This is a genomic window from Caenimonas sp. SL110, assembly GCF_001044395.1.
In the GTDB taxonomy this organism is placed as follows: domain Bacteria; phylum Pseudomonadota; class Gammaproteobacteria; order Burkholderiales; family Burkholderiaceae_C; genus Ramlibacter.
Genome location: NZ_JANU01000001.1, coordinates 1 through 14,524, shown reverse-complemented (window position 1 = coordinate 14,524; position 14,524 = coordinate 1). Strand labels below are relative to the sequence as shown.

The following is a 14,524-nucleotide window of genomic DNA, read 5'->3' as shown; positions in this document are numbered from 1 at the left end:
GAAGAGGACGAACACGAAGACGCGCAGACGTCAGCAAAAAACCCGCCGTGTGCCCAGCGCCCCGGCGGGTTTTTTACGCCTTGCCGTAACCGCCGCCGCCGGGGGTCTGAATCTCGAAGATGTCGCCTTCGTTCATCTCGGCCTGGCCGATGTGATCCAGCGACAGGGTCGTGCCGTCCACGCGGACAACGCGATTCAATCCCACCTGACCCGCCTGCCCGCCCGCCATGCCAAACGAGCCGTGCTTGCGGCCGTTGGACAAGATGCTCGCCGTCATCGGCTCCAGGAATCGAACGCGGCGCACACCACCATCGCCTCCATGCCAATGCCCTGCCCCGCCCGATCCCTTGCGAATCTCGTAGCTTTCGAGTCGAACCGGAAAGCGGAACTCCAGCACTTCCGGATCGGTCAGGCGCGAGTTGGTCATGTGCGCCTGCACCACGCTCGTCCCATTGAAGCCATCGACCACGCTGCCTGATGCATCGATCACCGCACCCGCGCCGCTGCCGCCGGAAATCGTCTCGTAGTACTGATACCGCGCATTGCCGAACGTGAAATTGTTCATGGTGCACTGCCCTGCGGCCATCACGCCGAGCGCGCCGTAGAGCGTGTTGGTGATGCAGGTCGATGTCTCGACATTGCCCGCCACGACAGACGCAGGCGGGTTGGGGTTGAGCATCGAGCCCGGTGGAATGATCACCTTCAAGGGCTTCAGGCAGCCGGCATTGAGCGGGATGTCGTCATCGACCAGCGTACGGAACACATAGAGCACGGCAGCCATGCACACCGCCGTCGGCGCATTGAAGTTGTTCACCTGCTGCGGCGATGTACCCGTGAAGTCGATTTCGGCGCTGCGGTTGCCCGCATCCACACGAATCGCAACCTTGATCTGCGCGCCGTTGTCCAGCGGCAAGGTGAATGCACCATCTTTCAGCCGGGTGATCACGCGCCGTACCGATTCCTCTGCGTTGTCCTGCACGTGCCGCATGTAGGCCTGCACGACATCCAGGCCGAACTGCGTGACCATCTTGCGCAGTTCCTGAACACCTTTCTCGTTGGCCGCGATCTGCGCTTTCAGATCGGCGAGGTTCTGCTGCGGATTTCGGCTCGGGTGTTGTCCGCTTCGCAGCAGCGCCAGTATCTCGGCCTCGCGCAGCACGCCGCGATCGACCAGCTTCACGTTGTTGATCTGCACGCCCTCCTCTTCGATCCGTGTCGAAAAAGGCGGCATCGAGCCCGGCGTGATCCCGCCGATATCCGCGTGATGCCCACGAGAGCCGACATAGAACAGCGGCTTGTCCTCGCCCGCAACACCCAGGTACACCGGCGTGATCACCGTCACGTCCGGCAGATGCGTTCCACCGTGATACGGATCATTGAGCACGAACACATCGCCCGGCGACATGCGGCCCGCGTTCTCCCGAATCACCGTCTTGATGCTTTCGCCCATGGAACCCAGGTGAACCGGCATGTGCGGCGCATTCGCGATCAGGTTGCCCTGTGCATCGAACAGCGCGCAAGAGAAATCCAGACGCTCCTTGATGTTCACCGAGTACGCGGTGTTCTGCAATTGCAGTCCCATTTGTTCGGCGATGTTCATGAAGAGGTTGTTGAAGACCTCCAGCAACACCGGGTCCACCGTGGTGCCCGCTGCGTACTTGACGTCACGAGCCACGCGACGATCGAGCACGATGTGGTCCAGCGCAGTGAGTTGTGCCTCCCAGCCGGGTTCGACAATCGTGGTCGCATTTTTCTCCGCGATGATCGCGGGCCCGGCAATGATGTCGCCGGCCTGCAAGTCTTCGCGCACGACCAGCGCGGCTTCGTGCCACAGGCCGCCCGAATACATCTTGACCTTTTCGCGATGCGGCACCGGACGCGGCGGGTTCATCTCGCGCCGCGGTTCAGCAGGCGCGTCGCCCGAGACCACCGCCTCAACAGACACGGCCTCCACCATCAAATTCTTGCCCTGCATGAGAAAGGCAAACCGCTGGCGATACGCCGACTCGAATCCGGCAACGATCGCCCCAAGATCGCCAAAGGGCACCACGAGCGCCGCATCGCTGCCTTCGTAGCGCACATGGACGCGCCGAAGAATGCGCACCTTGCCAGCGTTGACCTGCTCGCGCTCCAGTTCGGCTTGCGCAGCCGCACCCAGGGCGTCCAGACGTTCAGCGACCAACGCAAGCGATGCTTGCGCGAGCGGCAATTCAATGGCCTGCTCACGAATCGCGTTCTGGTCCGCAAGCCCCATGCCGTATGCCGATAGCACACCCGCCAGCGGATGGACGAAGACGCGCGTCATGCCCAGCGCATCGGCAACCAGGCACGCATGCTGTCCGCCCGCGCCGCCAAAGCATTGCAGGGTGTAGCGAGTCACGTCGTAGCCGCGCGCGACCGAAATCTTCTTGATCGCATTGGCCATCTGCTGCACGGCAATGTCGATGAAACCTTCGGCCACCATTTCGGCGCTGCGGCCGGTGCGCGCAGCGAGCTCGGTGAACTTCGCTTCGACCGCCTCGTAACTCAGCGCCTCATCGGCCCCGGGCCCGAACACCTTCGGAAAATAACGCGGCTGGATCTTGCCGACCATCACGTTGGCATCGGTCACGGCAAGCGGCCCGCCACGCCGGTAGCTCGCCGGTCCGGGATTGGCGCCCGCGCTTCGCGGCCCCACCCGAAAGCGCGATCCGTCGAACTCCAGGATCGATCCGCCGCCTGCCGCCACGGTGTGAATGCTCATCATCGGCGCGCGCATGCGAACACCCGCAACCTGCGTTTCGAACTCGCGCTCGAATTCGCCTGCAAAGTGCGACACGTCGGTGGAGGTGCCGCCCATGTCAAAACCAATCACCTTGTCGTGGCCGCCGAGTTGCGCTGTACGCGCCATGCCCACAATGCCGCCCGCCGGGCCGGAAAGAATCGCATCCTTGCCATGAAACGCGTGCGCGTCGGTGAGCCCGCCCGACGACTGCATGAAAAACAGCTTCACGCCCGGCATTTCACCTGCAACCTGGTCCACATAACGCCGCAGGATGGGCGACAGATAGGCATCGACCACCGTCGTGTCGCCTCGGCTGACGAACTTCATCATCGGGCTGGTTTCATGCGACGTGCTGATCTGGGTGAATCCCACCTCGGCCGCGATGCGCCTTGCGGCCTGCTCGTGCTCGGTGAAGCGATAGCCGTGCATGAAAACGACCGCAACGCTGCGCAGGCCGCGCCCGTATGCGGCGACCAGTTCGGCCTGCAGCTGCGGTTCGTCGAGCGCCACCAGCATCTCGCCGCGTGCGCCAACGCGCTCGTTGGCCTCGATCACCTCCGAATACAGCAGCTCGGGCAACACGATGTGGCGATCAAAAATGCGAGGCCGGTTTTGATACGCGATCCGCAAGGCATCGCGAAAGCCGCGCGTGGTCACCAGCAGCGTCGGCTCGCCCTTGCGTTCGAGCAGGGCATTGGTGGCCACCGTGGTGCCCATCTTCACGCACTCCACCTGCTGCGGTGTGACGGCCTCGCCAGCCTTCAAGCCCAGCAGGTGACGAATGCCGGCGACTGCCGCATCTCGGTACTGCTCGGGGTTTTCCGACAGCAGCTTGTGCGTCACCAGGCTGCCATCAGGACGCCGCCCCACCACGTCGGTGAAAGTGCCGCCCCGGTCAATCCAGAATTGCCAGCGCTGGGTGGACGTTGGGGTTGGGGTCGGGGTTGGAATTGCGGTGTCCGTCATGCCGTGGATCGTACCCACTCTCAGGCGATCGGGGCCCTGCATGCAGCAAGCTGATCGACCGCCAAAGCCGCCCGCAACAGCGGGGAATCCAGCAGGCTCAGCACGCGAAAGCCGGTGGCCTGCCTGATTCGCTGCGCATAGGGCGGCATGTTGGTGCACTCCAGCACCAGCGTCCGCACAGCGGGCGCTCGCGCCTTCAGGCGCAGGGCCGCAGCGACAACCTCGTCGCCGGCCCCCTCGATATCCAGATCCTTGCGATTGCCCAGGATAGAGCGGGAGAACCGCCCACCTGCCGGCATTCCTTCCACGACCAGTCGGCCCAGTTGCGCATGCGAGATGCCCAGCGCCAGAAAGTGATCCGCCCCCAGGCGCTGGGAGTTGATGGTCAACACGCCCACCGGCAGGCCTTCTGCCAGCAATGAGGGCAGCAGCGTCAGGCTCGATGTCACCGCGCGTATCGAAGCTGCACGTTGCAGATCACGCTGCAAGGGCGCGAGAAACCCGCAACTCGTCGTGATGGCCGCCACGCCGCGCCGCTTCAGTTCCACGACCGCTTCGCAGAACGCGCGCAATACGGGCCCCTGCCTGAGCTGCTGCGCCGATTGAACCGCATCGGCGGGGCCAATCCCCTGCACGACAAGCAGTTCGGTCGGCACCCCCCAGCTCGCCGGATTGCCCAGATCCCCCATCGGCCTGGGGAACCGCGTATCCAGCATCAGGATGCCCAGACGCCTTGCTCCGGGGGGAAACACCGGTAGTGCTGGCCCGCTACTTGCATTTATCCTTGCTTCCTCATCCATTCCAGCATTCTCGGAGAGTCCATGAAATTCAAGCAAGTACTGCTCGCGGCGGCCCTCACGCTCGGCGCAAGCGCCTACGCACAGACCAAGTGGGACCTGCCTGCCGCCTACCCGGCATCGAACTTCCACACCGAAAACCTGATGCAGTTCGCCGCTGATGTGGACAAGGCCACGGCCGGCAAGCTCAAGATCACGGTTCACGCCAACGCGTCGCTGTTCAAGGCGCCCGAGATCAAGCGCGCGGTGCAGCAGGGCCAGGCACAGGCCGGCGAAATCCTGCTGGTGAACTTTGAAAATGAAAATCCCCTGTTCGGCCTGGACGGCGTGCCCTTCCTGGCAACCGGATACGCCGATTCGATGAAGCTCTATCGCGCGCAAAAGCCCGCGCTCGAAAAGCTGCTGGCCACACAGAACATGCGCCTGCTCTACACGGTCGCGTGGCCGCCACAAGGCATCTACGCCAACAAGACGCTCAACTCCGCGGCCGACATGAAGGGCCTGAAGTGGCGCGCCTACAGCCCCGCCACCGCCAAGATCGCCGAACTGGTCGGTGCGCAACCTGTCACCGTGCAGGCCGCCGAACTCTCGCAGGCACTTGCCACCGGCGTGGTCGATTCGTACATGTCGTCCGGCTCCACCGGCTACGACTCCAAGACCTACGAGCACATCAAGAACTGGTACAACACGCAGGCCTGGTTGCCCAAGAACGCAATCATCGTCAATGCAGCTGCATTCGGGGCGCTGGACAAGCCCACGCAAGACGCGGTGCTCAAGGCGGCCGCCGATGCGGAAACGCGTGGCTGGAAACTCAGCGAAGAAAAGAACGGCTGGTATGTGGAGCAGCTCAAGGCCAAGGGCATGAACATCGTCCAGCCCACTGCGCAGCTCAACGCAGACCTGAAGAAAGTCGGCGCGACCATGCTCAACGACTGGCTCGCCAAGGCCGGTCCCGATGGCAAAGCCGCCGTCGACGCGTACCGCAAGTAATTCCCCCACATGAAAGGCAATCCCGCTGCGAACCCGAGTCGCAGCGGGATTTTTTTGCGATGAGACGATTCCTGGACCTGTTGTATGACGGCGCGGCATGGCTTGCTGCGCTCGCGATGATCGGCGTCTTGCTGATGGTGCTGCTGTCCATCATCAGCCGGCAGTTCGGTTTTCACGCGGCGGGCACCGACGCCTACGCGGGCTACAGCATGGCTGCCGCCGGATTTCTGGCGCTGGCCCACACGCTCAAGCACAACGAACACATTCGCGTGACCCTGCTGCTCGGGCGCCTGAAGGGCAAGGCATTGCACGCCCTGGAGATGTGGGCCCTGACGGCCGCGATCTTCCTGTCTGGCCTGTTCGCGTACTACTCGGTGCGCCTGGCCTGGCAGTCACGGGTCATCAACGACATCTCCACCGGCAACGACGCCACGCCCCTGTGGATTCCGCAGATCGCAATGGCCGTGGGCTCGGTCATCCTGCTGGTTGCATTCATGGACGAGTGGTGGCTGCAGCTGACCGGACAGCGCAAGCAAGCGACAAGCGAAGAGGCGCTCCACAATGAATGACGTCGTCATCACCACCTTGCTGATCGTCACGCTGTTTGCCCTGCTGGGCAGCAGTGTGTGGATCGGCCTGACCCTGTCCGGCGTTGCATGGATCGGCATGCAACTGTTCTCGTCGCGCCCTGCCGGCGATGCCATGGCCATCACGGTCTGGGGATCGGCGTCGAGCTGGACGCTCACGGCTTTGCCGCTGTTCGTCTGGATGGGCGAGATCCTGTTTCGAACGAAGTTGAGCGAAAGCATGTTCAAGGGGCTGGCGCCCTGGGTCGACAAGCTGCCCGGCCGCCTGCTGCACACCAACGTGATCGGCTGCACGATCTTCGCGGCTGTCTCCGGTTCCTCGGCAGCCACCTGCGCCACCATCGGCAAGATGACGCTTCCCGAACTGGGCAAGCGCGGCTACCCCGAGTCCATCACCATCGGATCGCTCGCCGGCGCGGGCACGCTGGGCCTCTTGATTCCGCCTTCCATCATCATGATCGTCTACGGCGTCACGGCCGACGTATCGATTGCGCGGCTCTTTGTGGCCGGCATCTTTCCGGGCATCCTGCTCGCGTCGCTGTTCTCGGCCTACCTCGCGGTCTGGGCCCTGATGAACAAGGACAAGATTCCCTTGCCCGATGGCAACATGACCTTTGTCCAGCGTGTTCATGAATCAAGGCACCTGATACCCGTGGTGCTGCTGATCGGCTGCGTGCTGGGCTCGATCTACACCGGCATCGCAACAGCGACGGAGGCAGCCGCACTGGGCGTCGTGGGTTCGCTGGTGCTGTCGCTGTTCCAGGGCTCGCTGTCATGGGCTGCGTTTCGCGACTCGCTGCTGGGCGCAACACGCCTGTATTGCATGATCGCGCTGATCCTGGCGGGGGCCGCTTTCCTCACGCTGGCGATGGGCTATATTGGCCTGCCAAGACACCTCGCTGAATTCGTCACCGGGCTGGGCCTGAGCCCCTTCATGCTGATCGTCGCGCTCGCGGTTTTCTACATCATCCTGGGCTGCTTTCTCGACGGCATCTCGATGGTGGTGCTGACCATGGGCGTGATTCTTCCGACGGTGCAGGCCGCCGGGCTCGACCTGATCTGGTTCGGCATCTTCATCGTGATCGTGGTCGAGATGGCGCAGATCACGCCGCCCGTGGGCTTCAACCTGTTTGTGCTGCAGGGCATGACCGGCAAGGAAATCACCTGGATTGCCAAGGTGACCATGCCGTTCTTTTTACTGATGTGCCTGATGGTTTTGTTGCTGTGGTTCTTCCCGCAGATCGCGACCTGGCTTCCAGGAAAGATGTGATGCAGGCGCTCAGGCCCTGAGCACCTTCGCCAGGCTACCCGCGAGGTCCCCCAGCTTCTCCAGGTTGTGCACTGCCAGCATGCCGTCGACATGCCGGTGCAACACCGCAGCGCCGCGCGCGAGCGGCTCATAGCCGTCGAAGCGCAGCAGAGGGTTGAGCCACAGCAAGCGCCGCGTATGGCGCTTGAGCCAACCCAGTTCGCGGGTCAGCACTTCGGGCTCACCCGTGTCCAGTCCATCGCTGATGAGCAACACGAGCGTACGGCGCCCCACCAGCCTGCGCGCATGGTGAATCCGCAGCGTTGAAAGCGATTCGCCCAGGCGCGTCCCCCCTGCGAAATCCGAAATCGCGGCGCTTGCAGCTGCCAGCATCGCATCCGAGTCCGAGATGCGAAACGCAGGCGTGAGGTCCGTCAGATGGGTTCCGAAGGCAAACACATCGCGCCGCCTGTGACCCCTCGTGGCCGTGTGCAAAAACGCCAGCAGCAAGCGCGCATACCGCTCCATCGACCCCGACACATCCACCAGCACGAGCAGCGGCAACGGCTCACGCCGTCGCTGCAGATGCCTCAGCTCGATCAGCTCGCCGCCCGTGCGTGGCGCGTGCCGCATGATCCCCGGCCAGTGCATCCGATTGCCTCGCGCAGCCGGCTGTGTGCGGCGCGACAACACCGTCGGCACGGCCAGCCGGATGTCTCGCGCGAGCTTTTCGACCAGCCGGTATTCCGCAGCCCCCAGTCCGTTGAAATCCGCATGCTGCAGACGCCGAAAATCGCTGGCCGTCATCGCGGCATCGAGGTCGATTTCCTTGTCGGTCTGCGCCTGGTTCTTGCCAAACGATTTCTGCGGCGCGAGCGCATCGCGCACACGCGGCCTGCGCTTGACGGGCTCTGCCTTGCCTTCGGCGCTCGGCAGCATCTGCGACAGCAGCTTGCCCGCGATATCGGGGTCGCGAAAGTAGATCTCGAACAGTTCGCGAAACACCAGCCGGTCCTGCTCGCGGCTGACCATCACCGCTTCGAGCGCAGCGCCCAGGTCGAACTTGCGATGCACGCCCACTTCCAGCGCCGCGTCAGTGGCCAGCGCGATGCGCGCGCTATCGACATTGACGCCGGCACGCCGAAGCGCCCGGCCAAACCCGGTGATGTTGCCGGCCAGCTTGCCGGTGCGCGAATCGCCAAGCTGCGAGGCCATGCGTGATGAGCCTAGCCCAGCTCAGGCTCAGGCTTGAGCACCTCGGCAGCGAGTTCGCGCGTGAGCGCAGCCACGTCGTCGCGCTGCTTGAACAGGATGCCGGCTGTATCCGTCACGACCTCGGGGTCCAGCTCCAGTGTGTCCAGCGCGACCAGCGCCCTGGCCCACTCCACGCCCTCGGCAATACCGGGCGAGCGCTGGAATGCATCTGCAAACGGCTGGCTGCGCAGCCTGCCCACAAAGTTGGCCACCTGCTGCGACAAGGCCGCGCTGGCCTGCGGAACCTGAGACCGCACGATCGCCAGCTCACGCTCGCGATCGGGGTAGTCGAGCCAGTGATAAAGGCACCGCCGCTTCACCGCATCGTTGAGCTCGCGCGTTCGATTGCTCGTGAGAATCGTGACCGGCGTCGCCTGCGCGCGGATCGTGCCGATCTCGGGAATGCTCACCTGGTACTCGCCCAGATACTCCAGCAGAAACGCCTCGAACGGCTCGTCGGCGCGGTCCACTTCGTCGATGAGCAGCACGGCCCCCGGCGACGGCGCCTGCAGGGCCTGCAACAACGGACGGCGGATCAGGTAGCGGTCCTGGTAGACCTCTCGCTCGATCTGGTCCACGCCCTCCTTGCCCTCCGCCGCACGCATGTGCAGAAGCTGCGCCGCGTAGTTCCATTCGTAGAGCGCCTCGCGCTGCTCCAGGCCGTCATAGCACTGCAAGCGCAGCAGCTCGCGCTGCAAGGCGCGTGACAAGGCCTTGGCGAGTTCGGTCTTGCCAACCCCCGGCTCGCCTTCGAGCAGCAAGGGGCGCTGCAACCGCAGCGCAAGAAATACAGCGGTGGCGAGCCGCCGGTCGGCAAAGTAGCCGACCTGCTCAAGCCCGCGAACAACCGCGTCGATATCGGCGAATGGCTGCTGGGCAGATGGCTCTGGGCTGGTTGTCATCCCCGCGAGCTTAGCCCAGCGCCTGCGTCACCGCGCGCTGGGTCAGCACGCTGATGAGGTTGGCGCGATAGGCAGCCGAGCCGTGCAGATCACTCGACAGATCGCTGGCGTCGATCTTCACGCCCGCAGCCGATGCAGCCGAGAAACTCTGGTTGAGCGCAGCCTCCAGGCCTGCGTGCCGGAACACGCCCTTGCCTCCGCCCGTCACGGCCACGCGAACACCGGCATCGGTCTGCGCCACAAAGACACCCGTCAACGCAAAGCGCGAAGCCGGTTGCTTGAACTTGACGTAGGCCGCACGTTTCGGAATCGGGAACGAGACCGATGTGATCAACTCGTTCTCATTGAGTGCCGTGGTGAACAGCCCCTGGAAATACTGGTCCGCCGGGATCTTGCGCTGCGTCGTCTGCACCGTCGCACCCAGGCCGAGAACGCCCGCCGGATAGTCGGCCGCAGGATCGTTGTTGGCAATCGAGCCGCCCAGCGTGCCCATCGCCCGCACCTGCCTGTCGCCGATGCTGGAGGCCAGATGCGCGAGCGCAGGAATCGCAGCGAGCAACTCGGCATTCGACGCCACATCGGCGTGACGCGCCATCGCCCCGACGACGATCGCATTCCCGTCCTTGCGGATGAGGCCGAGATCGGGAATGCGCGACAGATCCACTAGCGCATCCGGGCTGGCCAGGCGCATCTTGAGCGACGCGATCAGGGTCTGCCCACCGGCCAGAGGCCTGACGCTGGCGCCGAGGTTCGCCGTCGCATCGGCAAGGGATGCGGGGCGCTGCAATGCAAATTGGTACATGGTGATGATCCTTTCAGGGCCGGGCCGACTGGATGGCATCCCACACGCGTGCGGACGATGCGGGCATGTCGAGGTCTGTCACGCCCAGCGGGCGCAATGCATCGAGCACAGCATTGATGACTGCCGGTGGTGAGCCGATCGCGCCGGCTTCGCCGCAGCCTTTGGTGCCCAGCGGGTTGTGCGTACACGGCGTGCAGATCGTGTCGAGCTTGAACATCGGAAAGTCGTCGGCGCGCGGCATGGCGTAGTCCATGAAACTGCCGGTGAGCAACTGGCCCGATTCCTTGTCGTACACGCAGTTTTCCATCAGCGCCTGGCCAATGCCCTGCACGATGCCGCCATGCACCTGGCCCTCGACGATCATCGGGTTGATGATGGTGCCGAAGTCATCGACAGCGGTGAAGCGGTCGACACGCACGGAGCCGGTCGCCGTATCGATCTCCACTTCGCAGATGTAGGTGCCCGCCGGGAAGGTGAAGTTGGTCGGGTCATAAAACGCCGTCTCGTTCAGGCCGGGCTCCAGCTTGTCCAGCGGATAGTTGTGCGGGACGTAGGCCGTGAGCGCCACCTGGCCGAACGGAATCTTCTTGTCCGTTCCCTTGACCTTGAACTCGCCGCCTTCGAACTCGATGTCGGCGTCGCTCGCCTCCATCAGGTGGGCCGCGATCTTCTTGGCCTTGGTCTCGATCTTGTCGAGCGCCTTCATGATCGCAGCGCCGCCCACCGAGATGGACCGTGAGCCATAAGTGCCCATGCCGAAAGGCACACGCCCGGTGTCGCCGTGAACCACATCGACGTTCTCCACCGGGATGCCCAGGCGCGCAGCTACCACTTGTGCAAACGTGGTCTCGTGCCCCTGGCCGTGGCTGTGCGATCCGGTGAACACCGTCACGCTGCCGGTCGGGTGCACGCGGATTTCGCCGCACTCGAACAGGCCCGCGCGCGCACCGAGCGCGCCTGCGATGTTCGATGGTGCGATGCCGCACGCCTCGATGTAGCTGCTGTAGCCGATGCCGCGCTTGAAGCCCCTGGCCTCGCTCGCCTTGCGCCGCGCATCGAAGCCGGCCACCTCGGCCAGCGCATTGGCCTTGTCCATCGCAGCGCCGTAGTCGCCTACGTCGTATTGCAATGCGACCGGCGTCTGGTAGGGGAATGTGGTGATGAAATTGCGCCTGCGGATTTCGTCTTGCGCCAGGTTCATCTCCCACGCGCAACGTGTGACCAGTCGCTCCAGCAGATAGGTCGCCTCGGGCCGTCCCGCCCCGCGATACGCATCGACCGGCGCAGTGTTGGTAAACCACGCATCGACCTCGACGTGAATCATTGGCGTTGCGTACTGGCCCGCGAGCAGTGTTGCGTACAGGATGGTCGGCACTGCTGTGGAGAAGGTCGAAAGATACGCGCCCAGATTGGCATCGGTGTGCACCCGCATGGCGAGGAACTTGCCGTTGGCATCCATCGCCATTTCGGCGTGGCTCACATGGTCGCGGCCATGCGCGTCCGACACGAAGGATTCGCTGCGATCGGCGGTCCACTTGATCGCGCAGTTGAGCTGCTTGGCGGCCCAGGTCAGCGCCACATCTTCGGCGTAGAGAAAGATCTTGGAGCCGAAGCCACCGCCGACATCCGGTGCGATCACGCGCACCTTGTGCTCGGGCAGGCCCAGCACAAATGCCGTCATCAACAGGCGTTCGACGTGCGGGTTCTGGTTGGACACGTACAGCGTGTACTCGTCGTTCGCCCGGCTGAACGAGCCGATGGCAGCGCGCGGCTCCATCGCGTTGGGAATCAGCCGGTTGTTGGTCAGGTCCAGCTTGGTGACGTGTGCGGCTGTAGCAAACACAGCGTCCACCGCCGCCTTGTCGCCCAGCGCCCACTTGTAGCAATGGTTGTCCGGCGCGGCCTCGTGAAGCGCCGTGGCCTTGGCGGCGTCCGAGACGCTCACCACGGCAGGCAACACGTCGTAATCGACTTCCACCGCCTCGGCCGCATTGCGTGCCTGGTCGAGCGTGTCGGCCACGACCATCGCCACATGGTCGCCGACGTAGCGCACCTTGCCGAGCGCGAGCACCGGATGCGGCGGCTCCTTCATCGGCGTGCCGTCGGTGGAGGTGATGAGCCAGCCGCATGGCAAGCCGCCCATCTTTCCTTCGAGGTCCTTGCCGGTGAAGATTCGCGTCACGCCGGGCATGGCCGACGCTGCCGCGGTGTCGATCGAATTGATCGTGGCATGCGCATGCGGCGAGCGCACGAAGACCGCATAGCGCTGGTTGGCCAGGTTGATGTCGTCGGTGTACTGGCCTGCGCCGGTCAGAAAGCGGTAGTCCTCCTTGCGGCGGACGGACTCACCGATGTGAGGCAGTTTGGAGAAGTCTGATGCACCCATGTCTGTCTCCTGTTAGCTCATGGCCTGCTGGCCCTGTTGCACGGCTTTGACAATGTTCTGATAGCCGGTGCAGCGGCAGATGTTGCCGTCCAGCATCTCGCGGATCTCGGTCTCGGACGCATTGGGCTTTTGCTTGCACAGGTCGATGGCGCTCATCACCATGCCGGTGGTGCAGAAGCCGCATTGCAGGCCGTGGCACTCCTTGAACGCAGCCTGCATCGGGTGCATGGTGCCGTCCTCCTGCGCGAGGCCTTCGATGGTGGTGATCTCGCTGCCGTCCTGCTGCGCGGCCAGGGTGTTGCACGACTTGATCGCGCGGCCGTTGACGATCACGGTGCACGCGCCGCACTGGGCGGTGTCGCAGCCGACGTGCGTGCCGGTGAGCTTGAGGTGCTCCCGCAGCGCGGTGACGAGCAGAGTGTTGGGGGCGACGTCGATGGACGCGGCCTTGCCGTTGACCTTCAGTTGAACCTGCATGGCGTGTGCCTTCCTCTTGGGTTGTCTCCAGGAAATTTCATTGTTCGACCACGCCCGAACCCGGCACCTAGGCGAAACCCTAGGCGCAAAGAAAGGCTGACACGAAATTCTCAAAATGGAACAATCGGCGGTTGCGGCCTGTTCGACACAGACACAGACAATCCCCGGGGTTCACACACGACACCATGGCGACCACGCAAACGAGCTCTGACGAACGCCTGCTGCGCATCGAGCAGGCGCGCGCCGCCATCATGTTCGAGGGCCGCAGCGCCACCGATTCCATGGTCGACGCCTGGTTCAACCACAGCTGGATCGAGCGGTCCTGGCGTCGCTGCATGGCGCGCGGTCGCCGGCCCGATGAACACCTGGCGTTTGATGTATTGCCAGCGCAGGCCACGCGCCGCGCGTCAGATGCGGGGCATGAGCTGGTGCAGGTCGCGCGACCCGTGCTCGACCAGTTGAGCCGCGCGATTGCCAGTACGCGCTACTTTGCGATCCTGACGGATGCGAACGGCATCGTTGTCGATGTGGGCGGCTCGATTGATCGCAGCGATGCGCGGGCGCATCTGATAACGCGTATCGGCGTTGACCTGTCCGAAGCCGCTGTTGGCACGACTGCGATTGGCGCAGCGCTTGCCGAGCACCAGCCGGTGTGGCTGCATCGAGGCGAACACTTCTTTCGCGACACCAGCGTGTACAGCTGCGCGGGCGCGCCCTTCTTCGGCCCGGACGGCAGTTGCGCGGGCATGCTCGATTTGACGGGCGTCGAAACGATAGAGCGACCGGAGCTCAAGCACCTTGCCGCGCAGGCGGCGCGCAGCATCGAAAACGCGCTGGCGATCGCGCGTCCCCATGCCTTGCTGCTGCGGCTCAACTGGCCCGGTCACGCGATCGGCGACGACACCGATGGCCTGATTGCGCTGGATGGCGATGGCTGTGTGGTGGGTGCGAATCCGTCGGCGCGGCAGATGGTGTCGCTGCTGGCAGAGCCGCGTCCCGGACGGCTGCATTGCAGCGAGCTGTTTGCGATGCCGATGGAGATGCTGTTCGACTCCGCCGGGCTGGAGCATCCGCTGGAAGTGCCGCTGTGGTCGGGCTTGCGGCTGCAGGTGCTGTCTTGTGCGCCGGGGCAACCTGCCCAGGGTCGGCAGGCATCTCGCGCGTTGCCACTGCGAGATGTGGAAGCAGCATTGATTCGCAAGGCCGTCGACGAAGCGCGCGGCAATGTGATGCAAGCCGCGCGCGCCCTGGGCATCAGCCGCGCGACGGTCTATCGCAAGCTGGGCAAGAAGTAAGCCGCTGAAGTCATGGATTGCGGATCAAGCGAAGTAATCGGCCCCCTGCCGCAAA

Annotated in this window: 11 protein-coding genes; 4 read left to right on the top strand and 7 right to left on the bottom strand. The window is 64.0% G+C overall.

Features of this window, described 5'->3' with window-relative positions; translation table 11 throughout:
• Positions 1-73: 73 nt before the first annotated feature.
• Both AQ12_RS00055 and AQ12_RS00050 read right to left on the bottom strand, forming a co-directional pair.
• On the bottom strand, positions 74-3,730 hold the full coding sequence (locus tag AQ12_RS00055) for a hydantoinase B/oxoprolinase family protein (RefSeq protein WP_048437909.1): 3,657 nt from the start codon (positions 3,728-3,730) through the stop codon (positions 74-76).
• Positions 3,731-3,750: 20 nt separating this feature from the next.
• The gene (locus tag AQ12_RS00050) at positions 3,751-4,446 is read right to left on the bottom strand and encodes a hypothetical protein (protein ID WP_048437804.1); all 696 of its coding nucleotides are present in this window, start codon (positions 4,444-4,446) and stop codon (positions 3,751-3,753) included.
• A gap of 105 nt (positions 4,447-4,551) precedes the next feature.
• Between AQ12_RS00050 and AQ12_RS00045 the strand changes: the two genes are divergently transcribed.
• The 3 genes from AQ12_RS00045 to AQ12_RS00035 are packed head-to-tail and all read left to right on the top strand — an operon-like array spanning position 4,552 to position 7,374.
• A complete protein-coding gene (locus AQ12_RS00045; protein WP_048437803.1) occupies positions 4,552-5,517 on the top strand; it encodes a TRAP transporter substrate-binding protein in 966 nt (321 codons plus the stop codon).
• Between the two features lie 59 nt (positions 5,518-5,576).
• Complete coding sequence (locus AQ12_RS00040; RefSeq protein WP_048437802.1) at positions 5,577-6,086, top strand: TRAP transporter small permease; 510 nt, start codon at positions 5,577-5,579, stop codon at positions 6,084-6,086.
• Positions 6,079-7,374, top strand: coding sequence for a TRAP transporter large permease (locus AQ12_RS00035; protein WP_048437801.1), 1,296 nt, complete (start codon positions 6,079-6,081; stop codon positions 7,372-7,374). Before AQ12_RS00040 ends, AQ12_RS00035 begins: the two co-directional genes overlap by 8 nt.
• 9 nt (positions 7,375-7,383) lie before the next feature.
• Here AQ12_RS00035 and AQ12_RS00030 read toward each other — a convergent pair whose 3' ends face one another.
• From AQ12_RS00030 to AQ12_RS00010, 5 genes are read right to left on the bottom strand one after another with little or no spacing between them, the layout of a single operon-like run.
• Positions 7,384-8,568, bottom strand: coding sequence for a VWA domain-containing protein (locus tag AQ12_RS00030; protein WP_048437800.1), 1,185 nt, complete (start codon positions 8,566-8,568; stop codon positions 7,384-7,386).
• An 11-nt stretch (positions 8,569-8,579) separates the two neighbouring features.
• Positions 8,580-9,509: a MoxR family ATPase gene (locus AQ12_RS00025; protein ID WP_048437799.1), complete on the bottom strand. Its 930-nt coding sequence runs from the start codon at positions 9,507-9,509 to the stop codon at positions 8,580-8,582.
• 10 nt (positions 9,510-9,519) lie between these two features.
• Positions 9,520-10,311, bottom strand: a complete 792-nt coding sequence (locus AQ12_RS00020; RefSeq protein WP_048437798.1) for a xanthine dehydrogenase family protein subunit M — start codon at positions 10,309-10,311, stop codon at positions 9,520-9,522.
• A 13-nt stretch (positions 10,312-10,324) separates the two neighbouring features.
• Positions 10,325-12,697 carry a xanthine dehydrogenase family protein molybdopterin-binding subunit gene (locus tag AQ12_RS00015; protein WP_048437797.1) on the bottom strand — a complete coding sequence of 791 codons (2,373 nt, stop codon included), beginning with the start codon at positions 12,695-12,697 and terminating at the stop codon, positions 10,325-10,327.
• 12 nt (positions 12,698-12,709) lie between these two features.
• A complete protein-coding gene (locus AQ12_RS00010; protein WP_048437796.1) occupies positions 12,710-13,174 on the bottom strand; it encodes a (2Fe-2S)-binding protein in 465 nt (154 codons plus the stop codon).
• Positions 13,175-13,359: 185 nt separating this feature from the next.
• On the opposite strand from AQ12_RS00010, the gene AQ12_RS00005 reads away from it, so the two are divergent.
• Positions 13,360-14,469, top strand: a complete 1,110-nt coding sequence (locus tag AQ12_RS00005; protein WP_048437795.1) for a helix-turn-helix domain-containing protein — start codon at positions 13,360-13,362, stop codon at positions 14,467-14,469.
• Positions 14,470-14,524 lie beyond the last annotated feature (55 nt).